General features: G+C 70.5%; 21 protein-coding genes. 13 read left to right on the forward strand and 8 right to left on the reverse strand.

Annotated features, from left to right (window positions below; genetic code table 11):
- Genes ABD172_RS08495 through moaC form a run of 3 tightly spaced genes read right to left on the reverse strand, consistent with a single transcriptional unit; the run spans window position 1 to window position 2,845 of the window.
- A complete protein-coding gene (locus ABD172_RS08495; protein WP_344308729.1) occupies window positions 1-1,254 on the reverse strand; it encodes a ThiF family adenylyltransferase in 1,254 nt (417 codons plus the stop codon).
- A complete protein-coding gene (locus tag ABD172_RS08500; protein ID WP_344308730.1) occupies window positions 1,236-2,321 on the reverse strand; it encodes a molybdenum cofactor biosynthesis protein MoaE in 1,086 nt (361 codons plus the stop codon). Before ABD172_RS08500 ends, ABD172_RS08495 begins: the two co-directional genes overlap by 19 nt.
- The gene (gene moaC / locus ABD172_RS08505) at window positions 2,318-2,845 is read right to left on the reverse strand and encodes a cyclic pyranopterin monophosphate synthase MoaC (protein ID WP_344308732.1); all 528 of its coding nucleotides are present in this window, start codon (window positions 2,843-2,845) and stop codon (window positions 2,318-2,320) included. Before moaC ends, ABD172_RS08500 begins: the two co-directional genes overlap by 4 nt.
- A gap of 254 nt (window positions 2,846-3,099) precedes the next feature.
- Between moaC and modA the strand changes: the two genes are divergently transcribed.
- From modA to ABD172_RS08550, 9 genes are all read left to right on the forward strand, one after another.
- On the forward strand, window positions 3,100-3,990 hold the full coding sequence (modA, locus tag ABD172_RS08510) for a molybdate ABC transporter substrate-binding protein (protein ID WP_344308733.1): 891 nt from the start codon (window positions 3,100-3,102) through the stop codon (window positions 3,988-3,990).
- A 69-nt stretch (window positions 3,991-4,059) separates the two neighbouring features.
- Complete coding sequence (locus tag ABD172_RS08515) at window positions 4,060-4,785, forward strand: HNH endonuclease family protein (protein ID WP_344308735.1); 726 nt, start codon at window positions 4,060-4,062, stop codon at window positions 4,783-4,785.
- A 117-nt stretch (window positions 4,786-4,902) separates the two neighbouring features.
- Complete coding sequence (locus tag ABD172_RS08520) at window positions 4,903-6,099, forward strand: GTP 3',8-cyclase MoaA (RefSeq protein WP_344308737.1); 1,197 nt, start codon at window positions 4,903-4,905, stop codon at window positions 6,097-6,099.
- A 5-nt stretch (window positions 6,100-6,104) separates the two neighbouring features.
- Complete coding sequence (locus tag ABD172_RS08525; RefSeq protein ID WP_344308739.1) at window positions 6,105-6,377, forward strand: MoaD/ThiS family protein; 273 nt, start codon at window positions 6,105-6,107, stop codon at window positions 6,375-6,377.
- 33 nt (window positions 6,378-6,410) lie between these two features.
- Complete coding sequence (locus tag ABD172_RS08530; RefSeq protein WP_344308740.1) at window positions 6,411-8,648, forward strand: molybdopterin-binding protein; 2,238 nt, start codon at window positions 6,411-6,413, stop codon at window positions 8,646-8,648.
- Between the two features lie 134 nt (window positions 8,649-8,782).
- The gene (locus ABD172_RS08535) at window positions 8,783-8,983 is read left to right on the forward strand and encodes a hypothetical protein (protein ID WP_344308742.1); all 201 of its coding nucleotides are present in this window, start codon (window positions 8,783-8,785) and stop codon (window positions 8,981-8,983) included.
- Entirely contained in the window at window positions 8,983-9,513 is a 531-nt protein-coding gene (locus ABD172_RS08540) for a Fic/DOC family protein (protein ID WP_344308743.1), read from the forward strand. The genes ABD172_RS08535 and ABD172_RS08540 overlap by 1 nt, the downstream gene beginning before the upstream one ends.
- Before the next feature lie 71 nt (window positions 9,514-9,584).
- Complete coding sequence (locus tag ABD172_RS08545; RefSeq protein WP_077687064.1) at window positions 9,585-9,818, forward strand: AbrB/MazE/SpoVT family DNA-binding domain-containing protein; 234 nt, start codon at window positions 9,585-9,587, stop codon at window positions 9,816-9,818.
- The gene (locus tag ABD172_RS08550) at window positions 9,815-10,249 is read left to right on the forward strand and encodes a hypothetical protein (RefSeq protein ID WP_344308747.1); all 435 of its coding nucleotides are present in this window, start codon (window positions 9,815-9,817) and stop codon (window positions 10,247-10,249) included. The genes ABD172_RS08545 and ABD172_RS08550 overlap by 4 nt, the downstream gene beginning before the upstream one ends.
- Window positions 10,250-10,262: 13 nt before the next feature.
- Here the strand turns inward: ABD172_RS08550 and ABD172_RS08555 are convergent, their stop codons facing one another.
- Complete coding sequence (locus tag ABD172_RS08555; RefSeq protein ID WP_344308749.1) at window positions 10,263-10,643, reverse strand: hypothetical protein; 381 nt, start codon at window positions 10,641-10,643, stop codon at window positions 10,263-10,265.
- Between the two features lie 568 nt (window positions 10,644-11,211).
- Window positions 11,212-11,796 (reverse strand): MogA/MoaB family molybdenum cofactor biosynthesis protein, encoded by a 585-nt coding sequence (locus ABD172_RS08560; RefSeq protein ID WP_344308751.1) that lies wholly within the window; start codon window positions 11,794-11,796, stop codon window positions 11,212-11,214.
- Window positions 11,797-12,022: 226 nt separating this feature from the next.
- On the opposite strand from ABD172_RS08560, the gene ABD172_RS08565 reads away from it, so the two are divergent.
- From ABD172_RS08565 to ABD172_RS08575, 3 genes are read left to right on the forward strand one after another with little or no spacing between them, the layout of a single operon-like run.
- A complete protein-coding gene (locus tag ABD172_RS08565) occupies window positions 12,023-12,685 on the forward strand; it encodes a WYL domain-containing protein (protein WP_344308753.1) in 663 nt (220 codons plus the stop codon).
- Window positions 12,686-12,695: 10 nt separating this feature from the next.
- Window positions 12,696-13,982, forward strand: coding sequence for a molybdopterin molybdotransferase MoeA (locus ABD172_RS08570; protein WP_344308754.1), 1,287 nt, complete (start codon window positions 12,696-12,698; stop codon window positions 13,980-13,982).
- 32 nt (window positions 13,983-14,014) lie between these two features.
- Window positions 14,015-14,809, forward strand: a complete 795-nt coding sequence (locus ABD172_RS08575; RefSeq protein ID WP_344308756.1) for an ABC transporter permease — start codon at window positions 14,015-14,017, stop codon at window positions 14,807-14,809.
- A gap of 416 nt (window positions 14,810-15,225) precedes the next feature.
- Here the strand turns inward: ABD172_RS08575 and argG are convergent, their stop codons facing one another.
- From argG to ABD172_RS08590, 3 genes are all read right to left on the reverse strand, one after another.
- Complete coding sequence (gene argG / locus ABD172_RS08580; RefSeq protein WP_344308758.1) at window positions 15,226-16,665, reverse strand: argininosuccinate synthase; 1,440 nt, start codon at window positions 16,663-16,665, stop codon at window positions 15,226-15,228.
- Window positions 16,666-16,888: 223 nt separating this feature from the next.
- On the reverse strand, window positions 16,889-17,608 hold the full coding sequence (locus ABD172_RS08585) for an NUDIX hydrolase (protein WP_344308760.1): 720 nt from the start codon (window positions 17,606-17,608) through the stop codon (window positions 16,889-16,891).
- 304 nt (window positions 17,609-17,912) lie between these two features.
- Window positions 17,913-18,914 carry an HpcH/HpaI aldolase/citrate lyase family protein gene (locus ABD172_RS08590; protein WP_344308761.1) on the reverse strand — a complete coding sequence of 334 codons (1,002 nt, stop codon included), beginning with the start codon at window positions 18,912-18,914 and terminating at the stop codon, window positions 17,913-17,915.
- 263 nt (window positions 18,915-19,177) lie between these two features.
- On the opposite strand from ABD172_RS08590, the gene ABD172_RS08595 reads away from it, so the two are divergent.
- Window positions 19,178-19,636 (forward strand): MaoC family dehydratase, encoded by a 459-nt coding sequence (locus tag ABD172_RS08595; RefSeq protein ID WP_344308763.1) that lies wholly within the window; start codon window positions 19,178-19,180, stop codon window positions 19,634-19,636.
- The last annotated feature ends 202 nt before the right edge of the window (window positions 19,637-19,838 follow it).

A 19,838-nucleotide genomic window follows, 5' to 3' on the forward strand; every position in this document is an offset into this window, starting at 1 on the left:
TCAGTTCGTGTTCGTCGTGCTGTCAGGACCGCTGCCACTGCCGATGGCGTCGCCGGCGATGCGTCGCTCCCAGGCTCCGTAACCACCCGCGACGTCGCGGACGACCGCGCCGGAGGCCGGGAAGGTCGGTGCGGTGCGGAGTGCCTCGGCGGCGCGGGCGGAACGGATCCCCGACTGGCAGTACACCCAGATCTCGGTTCCTGCCGAGCCGGAGCCTCCGGCGGCCGAGGCGCCCCGCACCTCGGTGACCGACGCCGCTTCCGCGTCTCCCAGTACCTCCGCGAGGATGCGGTCCGGGTCCGCCTCGACGGTACCGACGGGAATGTTGCGGGCGCCGGGCACGGCGCCGCGGGCGAATTCCTCGGGTTCGCGGACGTCGAGGACGACGGCGCGGCGGGATCCCGGAGCGTCCCCGTCATGTCCCGTTCCGCGCTCCACGACGGCCGCGAGGTCCTCCGCGGTCGTCGGTTCCTCGACGTCGGCGCCGATCTCCGCGGCACTCGCGGGCCGGCGGACGCCGGGATTCGCCGCGAGCGGGATCCGGTCCCAGGCGGCGGTGAGCATGTCGTAGATCGCGACGGTGCCGATGAGCGGCGTCCCGATCCCGAGGATCAGTTTGAGCGCCTCGGCGGCCATCGCGGTGCCGAGGATCCCGGGAACGGTGCCGAGCACTCCGGCCTGCGCGCACGAGGGCACGGAGCCGGCCGGGGGAGCGGCGGGGAAGAGGTCACGGTAGACGGGGCCGGTGGGTGCGTGGAAGACGCTCATCTGCCCGCCGGTGCCGAGCACGGACGCCCACACGTGCGGGATCCCGAGCACGGTCGTCGCGTCGGAGACGATGTAGCGGGTCGCGAAGTCGTCGGAACCGTCGAGGACGAGGTCGTACCCCTCCAGGAGCTCGAGGGCGTTCTTCGAGGTGAGACGTGTGCGGTACGTGCGGACCTCGACGTCGGGGTTGAGGTCCTCGAGCGCGGTGTGTGCGGAGTCGACCTTGTACTCGCCGATCCGACCGGTCGTGTGGGCGATCTGTCGGTGGAGGTTCGAGACCTCGACCCGGTCGTCGTCGACGAGCCCGAGCATGCCGACCCCGGCGCCGGCGAGGAACACGGCGGCGGGGGATCCGAGCCCACCGGCGCCGATGCACAGCACCTTCGCCCGGCGGAGTTTCTCCTGCCCGTCCGGTCCGACCCCGGGCGTGGAGACCTGCCGTGCATAGCGCGCGCTCAGCGGCGTCGTCACGAGAGCCCCACCCACGAGTGGTCGCCCTCGGCGTAGAACTGCTGCTTCCAGATCGGGACCTCGGCCTTGATCGCGTCGACGAGGTCGCTGCAGCACGCGAATGCCGCCTGCCGGTGCGCCGAGGCACAGACGACGACGAGCGCGTCCTCACCGACCTGCAGGGAGCCGATCCGGTGTTCGGCCCAGATCCGCACGCTCGGGTGCGCAGCGGCGACCTTCGCGACGGTGTTCGCGAGGATCGTGCCGGCGTCCGGGTGCGCGGAGTAGTCGAGCCCCTGCACCCCGGACCGGCCCTCGTCGTGGTTGCGGATGATCCCGCGGAACACGACCGAGGCGCCCATGTCGTCCGTGCACACCGCGGCGTCGGCGGCCTGCGCGTCGAGCGGTGACGTCGTCACTGCGGTGTGGACGACACCGCCGAGGCGGGCCTCCTCCGGATCACGTGTCGGGTCCGCCGACCCCTGGTTGGGGGCGCCGGTGGAGGTGCCGGTCGGCGCTGCGCCGCGGGGTGCCTCGGTGGTGGAGAGGAGTTCGGGGGAACGGAGCTCTCCCGTGCGGTTGTCCCGGTGGTCGCGGAGGTCCTCGATCTGTGCCTGGATGTGGTGGAGGACGGTGTCGAGGACCGCGAGGCCGTCCTTGACGCCGCCGCGGGACCCGGGGAGGTTGACGATGAACGTGCGGTCGCGGACCCCGGCGACGCCGCGGCTCATGACGGCGAACTCGACTTTCTCGAGGCCCTTGCGCCAGATCGCGTGCATGATGCCGGGCACCTCGTAGTCGAGGCGGGCCTGGGTGATCTGCGGGGTGCGGTCGTCGGGGTTGAGGCCGGTGCCTCCGGAGGTGACGATGACGCGGGGGCGGTCGTCCCAGGCCAGTTCCGTGAGGGCGTGATCGAGGGCGACGGCGACCGGGTCACCGTCGGGCACGATGAGGGCGTCGGGGGTCTCGTAGCCACGTGCGCGCAGCCACTCGACGGCGATGGGGCCGCTCGTGTCCGGGGTCTGTCCGGCGGCGGCGCTCGTCGAGGCGACGAGGACGAGGGCGCGACGGCCAGCGCCGAACTGCGGATCCCGCGGGCTCATGCCTCACGCTCCCAGTCGCCCGAGGTGCCGCCGGCCTTGGCGAGGACCTGCGTGGAGGTGATGACGGCCGTCTTGTCGAGGGCCTTGATCATGTCGAAGAGGGTGAGGGCGGTGACGGAGGCGGCGGTGAGGGCCTCCATCTCCACGCCGGTGACGCCCTTCGTGCGGACCTCGGTGACGATGCTGATCTCCCCGGGCGCGGTGCCCGGTTCGATGTCGACGGTGATCTTCGACAGCGGCAGCGGGTGGCACAGGGGGACGAGTTCGGGGGTCTTCTTCGCGGCCATGATCCCGGCGACGCGGGCCACGGCGACGGCATCGCCCTTCGGGGTGTCCCCGGCGAAGACCTGGTCGACGACCTCCGGGCGGGTGAGGAGGGTCGAGGAGGCGCGGGCGGTGCGGGTGCTCACGGGTTTCGCGCTCACGTCGACCATGTGGGCGGAGCCGTCCGCGCGCACGTGGGTGAGGCGACCCTCGGTGCGGGCGTCCGTGTGGCCGTCCGTGACGGGTTCGTTCGTGGTCATCGGGTCCTTCGCATGAGCCGTGCGTCCTTCGCCTGAGCCCGGTCGCGGCGGGAGACCGGGGACTCCGGATGGTGAGGAGTGCCGGGAATGCGCGGGAAGGTCCGGCCGCAACGAGCACATTCCACTGTAGTGGGAGGGGCGGACACGAACCCCTCCTCGCAGGTGTGAGACCGGTCCCCGTTGAATTTCTCACAGCCGGCAGCACGCGGGGCAGCGGCGGTCGTGTCCGTGCCCGGAACTAGCATGTCCGGGTGATGTCGTCCCTGAGCCCGCACCCGCACCCCCGTCGTTCGCCCACAGCCCCGTTCGACCGAACCGGCCGCCCGTCCCGGGTGCAGCGGCGTGCACTCGGCGCAGCGACTGCGGCACTCGGCCTCGCGGCGCTCGCCGGGTGTTCCGGCACAACCGCCGGCGACGGAACGACCGACGACGACACCCTCACCGTGTTCGCGGCGGCGTCCCTGAGCGGTGCCTTCGAGGAGATCGGCACCGCCTTCGAGGCCGCGCACGCTCCGGCCCGGGTCGAGTTCTCCTACGCCGGCTCCTCCGACCTCGTCTCCCAGATCGAGGCCGGCGCCCCGGCCGACGTCCTCGCGACCGCGGACGAACGGACCATGGCCACCCTCGCCGAGGCGTCCCTCACCGCGGCCGAACCCGTCGCCTTCGCGACGAACACCCTCCGCATCGTCACCGCTCCCGGCAATCCGCTCGGCATCACGGGGCTGCCCGACCTCACCGGCGAGGACGTGAACGCGGTCGTGTGTGCGCCGCAGGTGCCGTGCGGAGCGGCGACGGAGATCGTGCTGTCGGAGGCGGGGGTCGACCTGCGACCGGTGAGCGAGGAACACAGCGTCACCGACGTGCTCGGCAAGGTGACCTCGGGGGAGGCGGATGCCGGACTCGTGTACGTCACGGATGCGCTGTCCGCGGGGGAGAAGGTGGCGGTCGTCGAGTTCCCGGAGAGCGCCTCGGCGGTGAACGTGTACCCGATCGCGCCGGTGGCCGGTCCGGGCGCCGGCGACAGTGGTGCGGACTCCGGCGGAGGTTCCGGCGGCACGGCCGCGCTCGCGGACGCGTTCATCGAGTTCGTCACCGGCCCCGAGGGGCAGGAGGTGCTGGCCGACCACGGGTTCGAACAGCCCTGAGCGGTCCACAGCAACAGCCCTGAGCGGTCCACAGCAACAGCCCACCCACCACCGAGGTTCTTCCCCTTCATGCGTCTTCCCCACATCGGCGTGCTCGCCGTCGCGGCTCTCGTCCCGTTCACCCTCGCCGGGTGCACCCCGGCCGACCGCGAGGACCTCGCGGACGCCTTCTTCGAGGCCGCTGCGGACGAGCTCTTCGCGGGTGATCCACTGCCGTCGCCGGTCTCGGACGAACCCGTCGACGCCTCGGCAGCCCTCACCACCCTCGAAGACATTCCGGTGAAGGGTCGTGCTCCGCGCACCGGTTACGAACGCGAGGAGAAGTTCGGGCGGGCGTGGCTCGACGTCGACGGGAACGGGTGCCGCACCCGTGACGACGTGCTCGCCCGCGACCTCCTCGACCCGGTCCTCGACGACGACGGGTGCAAGGTCCTGAGCGGAACCCTCGAGGACCCCTATACGGGGGAGGTGATCGCGTTCGAGCGGGGCGAGGACACCTCGGCGCTCGTCCAGATCGACCATGTCGTCGCCCTGTCGAACGCATGGCAGACGGGTGCGCAGCAGTTGAGCCAGGGCGAACGGGAAGCACTCGCGAACGATCCGATGAACCTCATCGCCACGGACGGTCCGACGAACGGGGCGAAGGGCGACGGCGATGCCGCTACCTGGTTGCCTCCCCACACGCCGTTCCGCTGCGCGTACGTCTCCGCGCAGATCGACGTGAAGGCCGCGTACGACCTGTGGGTGACGCAGGCGGAGAAGGACGCGATGGAGCGGGTCCTCTCGCGGTGTTGAGCGGGTGTGGCCCGTCCCACGGCCGGGAGCGCGCACCGGCCGGGAGGCCGTTGGATATGTCACTCCAGGGGCGTTCGACACGGCCCGGGAATGCACGGATGCCCTAGACTTCCGGGCATGTCCGTACCCTTGGGAATCCCGACGGTGAACGCTCCCGGAGACCCCGGAGCGGTGTCCGCCCGTGTGCGTACGGACCTTCACGACAGGGCTCCCGAGGCGCCCCTCGCCGGGCCTCTCCTCGACCGGTTCGGCCGGGTCGGGCAGGACCTCCGGATCTCCCTCATCGACAAGTGCAACCTCAGGTGCACGTACTGCATGCCGGCCGACGGCATGGCGTGGCTGCCGAAGCACATGCTCCTCACGATCGACGAGGTCGCGCGGCTCGTGCGCATCGGCGTCGACGACCTCGGGGTGCGCGAACTGCGACTCACCGGCGGGGAACCGCTCGTGCGCCGGGACCTCGAGGACATCATCGCCCGCGTCCACGCCGAGCACCCCGACCTCCCGATCTCCATCACGACGAATGCGATCGGGCTCGACAAGCGGGCCGCCGCGCTCGCCGCCGCCGGGCTCACCCGCATCAACGTCTCCCTCGATTCGATCGACGCGGACACCTTCGCGGAGATGACCCGCCGCAACCGCCTCCAGGACGTCCTCGACGGGATCGATGCCGCCCACCGGGCCGGGCTCGCCCCCGTGAAGATCAACGCGGTCCTCATGAAGGGGCTCAATGACGACCAGGCGCCGGACCTCCTCGAGTTCTGCCTCGAACGGGACCTCGAACTGCGGTTCATCGAGCAGATGCCGCTCGACGGCGACCACGGCTGGACCCGCGACAACATGGTGACCGCCGCGGAGATGCGCACCGCCCTCGAGACCCGCTTCGTTCTCGTCCCCGACGAGGAACCCCGTGGTGGTGCTCCCGCAGAACGTTGGGCGGTGTACGCGAAGCCGGGGAACGGTGCGGCTGTGGCCGGCGCACCGGACGCATCCGGCGGGACAGGTGCGGCGCCTGCCGATCTCGGCCCGCGCCTCGGGACCGTCGGGATCATCGCGAGCGTCACGGAGCCGTTCTGCGGCGCCTGCACTCGCACCCGCATCACCGCCGAGGGCAGGGTGCGGTCCTGCCTGTTCTCCCATGAGGAGTTCGACCTCGCGGCCGTCATGCGCGCCGGCGAGGACGACGCCGCGGTATCCGAGGTGTGGCGCCGCGCCATGTGGCTCAAACCGCGCGCCCACGGCATGGACCACACCGGCCTCGACAGCGCCGACTACGTCCAACCCGAACGATCCATGAGCGCCATCGGAGGCTGACCATCGTGAGTTCCACCCTCACCGTCCGCTACTTCGCCGCGGCTCGCGCCGCCGCCGGTGTCGAGACGGAGACTCTGCCGCTCGCATCCGCATGCACGCTCGAGGAGTTCCGTGCCCTCCTCGTCGCCGCGCATCCGGAGCCGCCGGCCGGTGAACCACCGCTGTCCACGGTCGTCCCGCAGTGCAGCTTCCTCGTCGGCGGAATGACCCTCCTCGACGGCGCCGTCATCGAACCCGGCGCCACCGTCGACGTCCTCCCGCCGTTCTCCGGCGGGTGAACCGGCCGGTGAGTGCTGAAAGTGAGTCGGCCGGTGAGTGCTGAGATTTCCGGGGCTTCCGTGCGCTCCACCGCCGAGGCGCCGCGCACCGCCGCCGTCGTCCTCGCCGGGGGCCGGTCGTCGCGCCTCGGGGGCGTCGACAAGGCGACGCTCGAGTTCGGCGCCGGCGCTGCCCCGGCTGCAGCCGATGCCGCCGCAGCGGATGCGGTCGGGGGAACCCGGGGATCCGCGCCGACGACGCTCCTCGCCCACGTCCTCGCACAGCTCGCCGAGCGCGGTATCGCTGCCGAAGACACCGTCGTCGTCGGGCCGGAGTCGCTCGCGGCGCACGTGCCTGCCGGAGTAGGCGTCGTCCGGGAGGATCCGCCGTTCGCGGGCCCGGCTGCGGGCATCGCCACCGGCATCCGCACCCTCGCCGCGGCGCCCCGCCCGTCCGACATCACCGCTCCGGCGACGGCCGGGGCGGCTTCCGAATCCGGTACGCACACGGGCGCCCCCGCCCTCGTTCTCCTCCTCGCGTGCGACATGCCGCAGCTGGGAGTCGCGGTCGACGTGCTCGTGGAGGCAGCGACAGCTGCCGACCCGACGTCCGCGGAGGATCCCGACGCGGCCCCGAACCCCGTCGCCTGGACCGCCTGCACCCCGGACGCCGAACGGGGCGGCACCCAGATCCAGCATCTGCTGTCGCTCGCGCGCTTCCCGGTGCTCGCGGAGAGGTGCCGCGCCGACGACTTCGTGAATGCGCCCGCGAAGGCTCTCCTCAAGGGTCTGCCGGTCGCGTACGTCGACGTGCCGGAGGAATCCGGTGCGGATGTCGACACCTGGCAGGCCGCCGAGTCCTTCGGCCTCCACGCCTCCCACCCCCGCTGGCACGAGGCGATGCACCTCGCACACGCGGCGGCCCGGCCGCTCGCACCGCAGTCGGTCGCCCTCGCGGAGGCCGTCGGTCTCCTGTGTGCTGAGGACGTCGTCGCGGTCCGCCCCGTCCCGCACTACGACTCCTCGGCGATGGACGGTTTCGCGGTGTCCGGCCCGCCCCCGTGGGTGCTCGACGCACGACCGGGCGACACGGTCGAGGCCGCGGGAGCCGAGGCGAAGCCCGTCGCGACGGCTGACGGATCCACCCCCTCACCTACGACGACACCCCTCCCTGCGCATGCCGCCGGTGCCCCGCTGCTGCCCGGCCGGGCACGGCCGGTGCTCACGGGCGGTGCCATCCCGGAGGGCGCCTCGGGCGTGGTGCGGAGCGAGTACGCGGAGGTGAGGGAGACCGAGGCGAGCGGCGCCGAGGTCCGCCCGAACGCCGCCTGCCCCGACAGTGAATTCGAACCGGGCCGTCACGTCCGGAAGGCGGGCCGGGAGACGCAGCCGGGTGACGTCGTCGTCCCCCGCGGGGTGGTCATCACGCCCGCCCACGTCGCGTACGCGGCCGTGAACGGTTTCGACGAGCTCCCCGTGATCCCGCGCCCGCGCGTGGGTCTGCTCTTCACCGGCGACGAGGTCATCACGGAAGGTGTCCCCGCGGCAGGGCAGGTGCGCGATGCCTTCGGCCCGGTGCTGCCGAGCATCGTGGAGCACCTCGGCGGGGAGGTCGTGCTCACGCTGCGGATCCCGGATTCGCGTGAGCTCACGGAGGACGCCTTCGACCGGTTCGCCGAGGCCGGCGTCGACGTGCTGTTCACGACGGGCGGCACCGGCCACTCCGCTGCCGACCACGTGCGCCGCGTCGCCGAGTCCCGCGCCACCGCCACCGTGTTCCCCGAGATCGACGTGCGCCCCGGCCATCCGACGACGCTCGGCCGGATGCCCGGCGGACCGACCGACGCGTCGTCCACGGAATCGGGAGCCGGGCCCCGCAGCATGCTCCACGTGGGGTTGCCGGGGAATCCGCTCGCGGCGATGGTCGCGGTGCGGCTCGTCGGCGTTCCCGTGCTCCGTGCGCTGCGCGGCCTCCCCGCCGAGGCGCCGCGCACCGTCCGACTCGCCGCAGACCTGGCACCGTGGAAGGTGGACAAGGTCGTTCCCGCGCGGCGGGTGCGGGAAGCCTCGGGCCGGGTGGACGGACACTCGCCGAATGCCCAGCACGCCGAGGGCGCCCGGAGCACCGCCCGGGACGGAGGAACGAGTGCTGCCGGGGAGGCGTGGGAACCCTGCGGCGCTACCGGATCGAACATGCTGCGCGGGCTCTCGGAGGCCGAGGGCTACCTCGTGTTCCCGAAGGTCGGTGCGCGCGCCGACGATCCGGTGCCGTTCCTCGAGCTGCCGTGGTGAGGTGAACGTTCCGGCGCGAGGACGGCCTCGACCTCCCGACTCCCGCCATCCGCTCGGGGAGGCAACAGGCCTGTGGAACACCGGTTCGCACCCAGGTCCTGCCTGTACGCTCGAATGACCCGAAAGGAGTGGTCATGGCCAAGCCGATGACACAGGACGTCCGTCCGTCCGCCGAAGACGCCGACAAGCACCTGGCCTTCGCCGAAGCGGCGCTCGCGCCCGCCGGGCACGAGGTCACGGATCCCGTGCTGCGGGATCTGCTCGAGCGGAAAGCCCGGGGTGAGATCTCAGCGGAAGAAGCCCTTGCAGCCGCGCGAGCCCACATACAGAACTGATGAACCGGCAGCACGAGTTCCGTACCCGGGACGACTACTACATCCCCGGCTCGTTCGTGTTGCGCAACCGGTTCAGCACCTCCGCGAAGCCGTTCGGCGAGACCGATCCGGACGTGCTCCGAACGCTCGAGGAATTCGCGACATCCCAGCGACTCGTCGAGCTCTCGGAGAACCCCATACCCGGCGCCTTCGACTACGCCCATATGAGAGCGATCCATCGCTACATCTTCCAGGACGTGTACGAGTGGGCGGGCGAGCCCCGCGTCGGGCCGGACACGTGGATGACGAAGGACGGTCCCAACGTCCTCGATGCGACCGATCCGACCCCTGTGGCCTACGCGTACTATCCGGGCGGAGACGTGATGAACGAGGCGGCCGAGGCCGAGTACGCGAAGCTCGCTGGGAAAGGATTCCTGCGAGGATTGCCGCTCGACGAGTTCGTCGGAGAATGTGCGGAGACGTGGGGCGAACTCAATACCGGTGGAAGTGCATTACTCGGAGAGGAACTAATCGGCGCTCACGACGAGTAGTGCGGACGCCAGCCACGCGTTACTGATCCAACATTGTGTAGTAAAAGTAAGAATCGTGCTACTCCCAATCCATGGGGGCAGACGCGCGACCGGAAGGCAAGTGGATCAGCACCGTGCGGCTCGGCCCGAAGTCGCAGATCGTGATTCCGAAGGAAGTGCGGGACATGTTTGGCCTCGGGCCCGGAGATTCTCTGCTGCTGATGGCCGACGTGGAGCGAGGCATCGCGCTGGTCGATCCCGCGGAGTACGCCGATGTGATGAGCAAGGTGCTGGGCTCGCCGTCTGGCGAGGAGGGCCACTCGTGAGCGCGCCACCAAGAAAGTCCCGCCCATGGCACCTGTGGCTGATCGTCGTCGTCGCCACATTTGTCATGTCGGTGGGCCTGTACGACTTCGTCATGGTCGCCACCCGGAATCAGGCGTATCTCACAGACAGATACACCTCGGCGGGCGTGGAGTACTTCGCGGACTACCCGTGGTATCTCCTCGTCTTGTTCGGGATCAACGTCATCGGCGTGATGCTGGCGCTGATCGTCTCCCTGTGGAATCGGCGCGCCGCGATGTGGCTCGCACTCGTCTCGGGCGCTGCCGATGTCGTGCTCCTTCTGGTCACGATCTTCTTTCGCGATCGGTTCGCAGCCATCGGTATCGGGCTCACTTTGCAGGACATCGCGATCTGTGTCGGCATCTTCGTGCTCGCCGAGTACTTCCGGAGGCTCGCGAAACGAGACAGGTGAGCCGCCTTCTGAGCTACCGAGTACGCAGTGCGGGGTAGTCGCCGCGGGTGCCGTCTGCGAGGCGCGCGTAGTTCTCGAAGGTGGCGACGCTGAAATCGAGTATGTCTGCGAGGACTTTGGCGGGGACGGCTCCGGCGAGCCGGAACCGTGCGGTGTTCTGTAGCGCGGAGATGCTGGTGCCGAGAGGGCGCAGACGAAGTGCGAGGTATTGCGGGTCGAGAGGCTGCCCAGGGAGACGGCCAGGGAACAGCCATGCGTCGTCGTCCGGCCGGAGGTCGAGCTGCTCACGGGCGAGCGTTGCGACCGGTGCGGGCAACGCGAGCGGACGGTCTCCGATGTGGAGGTCGAGGCCGTCGTTCTCGTCACGGAGCTGGCGGCGACGCAGCGGTGACACGATCCGGTTGGAGCGTCATATATGCAGCCACCTCAACCGGGCGGTACCAGTAGTCACCGGGCGGCAGGGAGAACCGGGCTTCCGAAACGGCCGCAGACAGATCCGACCCCTGCCGATCGGTGAGGACGAGATCACCGACGAACGACGGCAGGTCCTCGGGTGCAGAGAACTCGACGGCGCGTTCGTGTTCCGGTTCGGGGTGTGGCCTTTCGAAAGCGATCTCCGCGGTGACGACGTGCGGGTCTCCTGCATCGAACACACCGGAGCCGGGTGCGGGGCGGACCGAGGTGATCGTGAAGTCCGCGATGGTCGAGGACCCGACGTCGCCGGTTTTGGGAAGGGAAGAACCCGCACCTTCGGGGAACGAAGTGCCTGCGGTCGTGAGTTCCAGCGCCGCAGTGTTCTCGCCGCCGCGCAGGTGGGTGAGGTACTACCTTAGGCCCCACCGCCGAGGCGCCCCGGCCGGGAGCCGTCGCCGTTCCGTCACATGTGTGGCGGGTGGGGTGAGGCGCTCGTGCGCCCGGGGGCGGGTTCACCACGCCGTGCGCTGTTCCGAGCAGCACGCGAGTCACTCGCAGGCGTCCTCGATCTGTGTCTGGATGTTGGGCAGCAGCGGCTCGAGGACCGCGATCCCGTCCATCGCGCCGCCCTTCGATCCCGGCAGGTTCACGACGAACGTGCTGCCGCGTACCCCGGCGACACCCCGGCTGAGGACCGCGTGCTCCGTGTTCTCGAGCCCGCGCCGCCACAGTGCGTGCATGATCCCGGGTGCCTGCACATCGAGGAGCGGTGCGGTGTATTCGGGGACCCGGTGGAGGGGACCCAGCCCCGTGCCCCCGCACGTGACGAGGACGCGGAGAGGCGCCTCGGGAACGGTGGAGAGCGGGACTCCGGAGGAGTCCACGCCGAGGGCCAGCTCGATCGCGGTGCGCATGGGTGGACCGTCGTCGAGAACGCGCGGTCCCGCGCACGCGTACCCGAGTGCACGTAGCCATTCCGCGAGGACGGGACCGGCGAGGTCGGGCTTCTGCCCCGTGAGCGCGTGGGTCGAGGAGACGAGGACGGCGGCGCTCCGCCCCCGGCCGAAGGGCGAGCGTGCGGGATCGGTGACGGTGGGCCCGGCTGCATCCCGGGGTGCCTCGACGGTGCGCACGGTGACTCCTTCGGCCGGTGGGCGGGTTCCGCCCGAGGCGTCCACGCGTCGTGGCACCGTGCCGGGCGGTGGTTCCACGCTAGGTGATGCGCGTCACCTCGCCAACGGTATGGGTGAGAGGATCGAAACCCGCAGCGCGAGAAGGCACTCGACCGAGGCGGAGCTCCCTCAATCGAGGAAGCGTCCGGGGCTTGCGGACCTCGTCCTCACCGACGGTCGGGGGTGGATGCAACCGGGGCCCACGAACGACGCCCCACCGGGGGGAGGGTCGGTCGACGTCGCCGCTCTCGCTCTCGCGCTGCGGGACCGGACGCGTCTGCGCGTGCACTACCGGGCGAGCGGCACCCCGGAAGCGCGGCCCCTGTGCGTCGACCCGTACGGTCTCGCGTCCCGTGCCGGCCGGTGGTATCTCGTCTGCGATGTGGAGGCACGACCGCGGCTCCTGCGCGTCGACCGCATCATCCGCGTCGAACCCCTGCCGGACCCGGCCCGCCTCCGCACCGGTGAGAGCCTCCGGACCGTCTGGGCGGAACTGTCCGCAGCTGTCGAGGCACCGGGTGCCGTGCGCATCGAGGCCCGCCTGCGCGCGGACCGCCTCGACCTCGCGCAGCGTATCCTCGGGACCCGACTGCGGGCCGAGGGCAGGGGTGAGGGCGGGCCGACCGCGGGTGCCGTTGCTCCGGGGGACGCCGGCACTCCGGGGGACGCCACCACTCCGGGGGACGCCGCCTGGATCCCGATCACGGTCCACTACCGGGAGCTCGAGGGTGTTCGTCAGCTCCTCCAGTTCGGCGACCACATCGAGGTCCTCGGACCGCCCGAGGCGAGGGCCCTCATCGCCCGGCTCGCCGCCGATCTCACACGGCGGCACGCGGAGCCCCTCGACTAGCATCGACCGCATGGTGAGTGTGGCGGAGTACCGGCGGATCGTGGCTGAGCACATGGCGAATCTGCGCAGGGTCGAAACCGTTCCGCTGCTCGATTGCCTCACCTGCACCCGCCTCGCCGCCGCCACGGTCCGCAGTGAGGTGCCGGTCCCCGGATTCGCGAACTCGCAGATGGACGGGTTCGCGGTGCGTGCCGCGGATCTTGCTCCCGCCCTCCCGCTCGCGCCCATGATCGCCGCCGGAGCCGAGGCGCCCGCCCTCCCGGCCGGCCACGCGGCCCCCATCATGACCGGGGCCCGGCTGCCCGAGGGCGCCGACGCCGTCGTCCCAGTCGAGGAGACCCTCACCGGCTTCACCGACGCCACCTCCGTCACCCTCGCCGAGGCGGCCCTCGCCTCCACGACGCCCGGCCGGTTCGTGCGGGGAATCGGCACGGACATCGCCCCCGGCGACGTCCTCGTGCGGGAGGGCGATGTGCTCACCCCGGCGCGCCTCGGCGTGCTCGCGTCCTGTGGGGTCACGGAACTCGAGGTGTACGCGCCCGTCCGCGTTCTCGTCGTCACGACCGGCGACGAGGTCGTGCCGGTGGGGACACCGGTGACCGGGCACCACTCCGCGCTCGTCCACGACGCGAACGGGCCCGCCATGAGTGCGACGCTCGCGGCCGCCGGCGCCCACGTCGTCGACCTCGTCCACGTCCGCGACGAACCCGCCGCACTCCACGAGGCGCTCGCCCTTCGCGCGGGGGCCATCGACCTCGTCGTCTCGATGGGCGGCATCTCCATGGGACAGCGCGAGGTCGTGAAACTCGCCGCCGAGGCCGACCCCGACTCCCGCATGGAGTTCACGAAGGTCGCGATGCAGCCGGGCGGACCCCAGGGCATCGGTACCCTCGCGGGAGTGCCGTGGATCGGGCTGCCGGGCAACCCGGTGAGTGGCCTCGTGAGCGCGGAGATGTTCCTCCGCCCCGCCCTCCTCGGTCTCGACCCCGAGGCGCCCGCGCGTCCGCAGTCCCGTGCGGTCCTCCGGACCTCGACTCCCGAGGGATCTCCGGCCGGGAAACTCCAGGTGCGCCGGGCACGTGTGGCACAGGCCGTGCAGGCGGTCGGTGCACAGGCGGACGGCGCCTCGACAGCCGATGGGTCGGCGGGGACGGCGGTGCCCGAGGTGTCGCTCGTGTCCGGCCCGAGCTCGCACCTCCTGCGTGCTTACGCGGAGTCGAACGCCTTCGTCCTCGTGCCGGAGGACGTCACCGAACTGCGGGACGGTGACGAGGTCACCGTGTGGCACCTCGGGTGAGCGGGAACGAAGTCCCCGGGACGGGAAAGGGTGTGAAGCGATCGTCGTCGCTCGGCCTGCCGTGGTGGGTCCTCGTGTTCGGCGGTCTCGGCGTGATCGTTCTTCTGTTGCCGATCGCCGGGCTCGTGTCGCGTCTGGAACCCGGGCGGGTCCCCGAACTCCTGTTCTCGGAGTCCGCACTCGTGGCGCTCCGGCTCTCGCTGCTCACCGCGCTCGTGACGACGGTGCTGTGCGTGCTCCTCGGGGTGCCGCTCGCGCTCGTCCTCGCGCGGGCGCGGTTCCCGGGCCGGCGCCTCGTGCGCACGCTCGTGCTGTTGCCGCTCGTCCTGCCGCCGGTCGTCGGCGGTATCGCGTTGCTCCACACGTTCGGGCGGACGGGCCTCGTGGGGGAGGGGCTCGAGGTCCTCGGGATCCGCATCGCGTTCTCGACCGTCGCGGTCGTCCTCGCACAGACCTTCGTCGCGTTGCCGTTCATGGTGCTCACCGTCGAGGGGGCGCTGCGGGCCGAGGACGCGAAGTACGAACGTGCCGCGACGGGACTGGGCGCGGGGCCGAGCACGGTGTTCCTCACGGTGACGCTGCCGGTCATCAGGCCCGCGCTCGTGTCCGGGACTGTGTTGTGCTTCGCCCGGGCCCTCGGTGAGTTCGGGGCGACGATCGCGTTCGCGGGTTCACTGCAGGGCGTCACTCGGACGCTGCCCCTCGAGATCTACCTCCAGCGCGAGACCGACCCCGCCGGCGCCGTCGCGCTCTCGCTCCTCCTCGTCGTCATCGCGGTCGTCATCGTCGCCGTCGCCTACCGCCCGAAGAGGGATCGGACGCGCTGATTCCGGAGGTGGGAGCCGTCGGGAGCGCATGGTGAGTGCGCGGTTCCATTCGGTCGCGCCCGTTGAGATCGCGATAGGCGGTGCAGTTCTCGCGAAATCCAGCATTCAATCGCGATCTCAACGGGACTCATCGCAGGGAATCGCGGCCTCGACAACGCTCCTATCACGCGAACAGCCCCCACGGAGTCGGAACCCGTGGGGGCTGTGGCGGTGAGAGCGGTGCCGGGGCGAGGGGCGCCTCGGCGGTGGTGAGTGTCCGATTCCCTTCGGTCACGCCCGTTGAGATCGCCATTGATTGCTGGTTTTCCGCGAAATCCAGCAATCAATCGCGATCTCGACGGGGTCGGCCCAGGGAATCGCGACCTCGGCGACGACTGTCAACGGTGCGCCCCGTCGTCAGTCCGTACCGGCCCGAGTCAGTCCGTGCCGGCGTCGAAGGCGGCGTACTCGGAGGCGAGGTCCGTCTTCCGGCCGAGAGCGGCGTGCTCCGCGTCGGTGTCGTCTCCGCCACGGATCTTCGCGGCCTCCCCGGCCTGCAGCTGACCGACGAGTTCGCCGGTCGCGCCACCGATGAGACCGGAGGTCGCGTACTGCTCGAGGCGTTCGCGGGAGTCCGCGATGTCGAGGTTGCGCATGGTGAGCTGACCGATGCGGTCGTCGGGACCGAATGCGGCGTTCTCGACGCGCTCCATCGACAGCTTCTCCGCGGCGTAACTGAGGTTCGGGCCGGTCGTGTCGAGGATCGTGTAGTCGTCACCGCGGCGCAGGCGGAGGGTGACCTCACCGGTGACGGCGGAGGCGACCCAGCGCACGAGCGACTCGCGGAGCATGAGCGACTGCGGGTCCAACCAGCGGCCCTCGTACATGAGGCGGCCGAGGCGCCGGCCCTCGTTGTGGTAGTTCGCGACGGTGTCCTCGTTGTGGATCGCGTTGAGCAGGCGCTCGTACGCGATGTGGAGGAGTGCCATGCCCGGGGCCTCGTAGATGCCGCGGGACTTCGCCTCGATGATGCGGTTCTCGATCTGGTCGGACACGCCGAGGCCGTGGCGGCCACCGATCGCGTTCGCCTCGTAGACGAGCTTCACCGGGTCGGCGTATTCGACGCCGTTGATCGCGACGGGACGGCCGGCCTCGAACCGGACCGATACCTCCTCGGTGGCGACCTCGACGTCGTCGCGCCAGGCGGCGACACCCATGATCGGCTCGACGATGTCGAGGCCGACGTTGAGGTCCTCGAGGGTCTTCGCCTCGTGGGTCGCGCCCCAGATGTTCGCGTCGGTCGAGTACGCCTTCTCTGCGGAATCGCGGTACGGGAACCCGCGGGCGACGAGCCACTCGCTCATCTCCTGGCGGCCACCGAGCTCGGACACGAAGGTCGCGTCGAGCCAGGGCTTGTAGACCCGCAGGTTCGGGTTGGCCATGAGGCCGTAGCGGTAGAACCGCTCGATGTCGTTGCCCTTGTAGGTGGAACCGTCGCCCCAGATGTCGACGCCGTCCTCCTTCATGGCGCGCACGAGCATCGTGCCGGTCACCGCACGCCCGATGGGGGTCGTGTTGAAGTACGTCTTGCCACCGGAGCGGATGTGGAAGGCGCCGCACTGGAGGGCGACGAGGCCCTCCTCGACGAGGGCGGCCTTCGCATCGACGAGGCGGGAGAGCTCGGCACCGTACTGGGTCGCACGGCCGGGCACGGAATCGATGTCCGGCTCGTCGTACTGACCGATGTCGGCCGTGTAGGTGCAGGGAATGGCGCCGTTCTCGCGCATCCAGGCCACTGCACAGGAGGTGTCGAGACCTCCGGAGAAGGCAATGCCGACGCGCTCACCGACGGGAAGGGAATTCAATACTTTGGACACGCCCCGAAGTCTACGCGGTCGGACCGGCGCTCACCAAATTTTATTCCGTCTCTGTGCATATTTATGCGAATCGGGGGCCGCGGTGGTGCGTCGGCCCACCGTCGAGCGGATTGTCCCCAGTTGCAAGCATCGCCCCGCATTGCAGGCGGAGTCATCGGGATTCCGCTGGTGAACCGAGCCGCTGCTTGTGCGCCGACGGACCTTCGTGCACCGCTGTCCGCGCTCACCCCACCTTGCCGGGGACCTTGGGGCGGACGGGGTCGATCGCGCGTTCGGTGCTCATGATCGCCTCGACGCTGCCCAGGCGGTGGACCTCCTGGAGGAGCACCAGTGTGGGGCGCATGAGCTTGAGGCGTTCGTTCGCCTCCTCCTCGAGGATGTACTCGGTCGAGAGCCACTCCGAGGTGTAGGCCTCCGTCGTGCGGTGCTCGGGCGTGCCGATGTCGGATCCGCGCGCCACGTAGAAGAAGGTGTCGAACCGCTTCGTGCGGCCGGGCGGGGTGATCCAGTTGGCCCACGGTTTGAGCGCCGTCACCGGTAGGAGCGCCCCGGTCTCCTCCTCGACCTCACGGCGTGCGGTCGCGATGAGGACGGACGGGAACGTCGGGTCCTCCGCCGCGCTCGTCGCCGCCCAGGCACGGGCATGCGCCTCGAGAAGTGCCGGGTCCGCGCCGAGCGTGGCCGCCGCTTCGTGGTCCTGCGGGTCCACGCGGCCGCCGGGGTACACGACGACACCGGCGGCGAAGTCCATCGTCGTGACCCGGTGCTGGACGAACACCTCGAGCGAGGGGGATCCGTCAGCGGCCGGTGCTCCGTCGCGCACCATGATGACGCTCACGGCCGGCTTCACCGGAACGACGACGCCCTCCGGCGCGATGTTCGTCGCCACCGAGGTGCCGAGGCGATCCGACCTGTCCGTGCAGTCTTCCTTCACTTCACGCATGCGTGCTCCTGCCTCCCGCTGTCCGCTCGAGGAGGACCTCGTCGTCCCCACTCGTCTTTTCACTCTAGACCGATCGATCGTTCACCGGGAGATGAAGACCGCCGAGGCGCCCCGCCCTCCCTGCACCCACGCGCCTCCCATCGCGGTGCCTCGGGGCCCGACAACGGTTTCACCCAGGGCAATCGAAAGAGTTGCAGTTCTGGCGGATCGACAACACATTCGGTTGCCGTGGTCGAAACCGTTGACGTCTGGCCCTGGTGCCGGTGCCCGAACGCTTTTCGGTGCCGTCTCAGGAGAACGCGTCTCAGCGCGGATTGCGCTCCACGATCCGCTGCGCCCGCTTGAGGACCGGCGCGTCGACCATCTTCCCGTCGACGTTGACCGCGGCACCGTCGGCGGCCGCGGCGGCCTCGACGACGCGGTACGCCCAATCGACGTCCGCCGCGGAATCCGCGAACTCGGACTCGATCATCGGCAACTGCTTCGGGTGGATCGCGAGCTTGCCCGCGAAGCCGAGGTCCCGGCCCCGCTTCGCCGACGCCTCGGTCGCGCCGGGGGTCGAGAAGTCGGCGCACGGGCCGTCGATCGCGCCCGGCATCCCGAAGGCGCGGGCGGTGAGGGCGACGCGCGAGCGCGCGTACAGGAGTTCCCGTTCGTCCTCGGACACCCGGGCGTCGAGCTCGAGGGCGAGGTCGTAGTTGCCGAACGCGAAACGGTCGACGGTGCCGTCCTCCGCGAGGGTCTCGCAGCGGAGGACTCCGGCGGGTGTCTCGAGCAGGCCGATGAGATACGGGGCCGCGACACCGTGCTCGGCGAACACCCGCTCGATCGCATGGAGCGTCTCCGGGGCCTCGCATTTCGGTTGCATGAGCGCGAACGGGCAACCGCCCGGCGTGCCGCTGCCGGCCAGCGCGGAGGCTGCGGCCGCGAGGGTCGCGACGTCCTCGGCCCACCACGGCGAGTCCGCCTGGTTCACGCGCACGACGACAGCGGCCCCGGAACCGCCTGAACCCGACGCGGCTGCCGCATCCTCCCCACCCGCCGATGCCGCCGCCGGCCCGGTGGTCGTGGCCCCCGCACCCGCCGAATCCGCCCCGATCCCGGTGCCACCACCGAAGTGCTCACCCAGCCACGCCGCCACGGCGTCCCGGGCGGTCTCCTTGTCCCCGGGGGCCACGGCGTCCTCGAGGTCGATGATGATCGCGTGCGCACCGGAGCCGAAGGCCTTGTCGAAGCGGTCCGGGCGGGCGGCGGGCACGAAGAGGAAGGTCTGTGCGGCGTCGAGGGCAGCGGTGGGATTCGTCATCGAACTCCAGTCGTCGAAGGGGTGAGCGGCGCCGGCGCGGGCACCTGTGCAGGCGCGTGAGGGCCTGTGATGTGTACTACCGCGAATTACTCTAGTCCGGTTAGACTGATGCAGAAAAGACAAATAGTCCGCCTTTATTACCGCCAAATGTGGTAAAAATGCGATCGGGCCGCATCCCGGCCGGACCGCACGGCGCACCCCGACAACCAGGGGGAACCCGGGGCGGGCGACCTCATGAACACGAACAGAAGGAGTTGAACGCAATGGCGCGGGTCATCAACGGAATCGCCGAACTCGAAGCACTCGTCGGTCAGCCGCTCGGAGAGAGCGAGTGGACCGAGATCAGCCAGGACATGATCGACAAGTTCGCCGATGCCACCGGCGACCACCAGTGGATCCACGTCGACGCGGAGAAGGCCGCTGCCGGTCCCTTCGGCACGACCATCGCCCACGGCTTCCTCACGCTCTCCCTCCTGCCGCTCCTCGGTGCCCAGGTCACCGACATCACCGGCATGAAGATGAAGATCAACTACGGCCTCAACAAGGTGCGCTTCCCCAACCCGGTCCCGTCCGGCTCCAAGGTGCGCGACGTCGTCTCCCTCAAGGAGGTCGTCCGCAAGGACTCCGGCGTCCAGGTCGTCATGAACCACGTCATCGAGATCGAGGGCAAGGACCGCCCGGCCTGCATCGCCGAGGCCGTCACCCTCATGGTCGAGGCCTGACCACTCCCGGCGGGACGCACCCGCGTCTCACCCCCGGTGGGCCGTGAGGCCCACCCTCCGAACCCCTCGCCGAGGCGCCGCGCGGCACCGCTACCGTGGCGCCTCGGCGGTCCGGAACCCTCCGGACCACGCCCGGCGACGGGCGAACCCACCTGGTGACAGGCACCCCGCCCGGTGACGGGCACCCGCTCGGACCCGAGCG

Origin of the sequence: Brevibacterium samyangense (assembly GCF_039529845.1) — a bacterium.
Taxonomy (GTDB): domain Bacteria; phylum Actinomycetota; class Actinomycetes; order Actinomycetales; family Brevibacteriaceae; genus Brevibacterium; species Brevibacterium samyangense.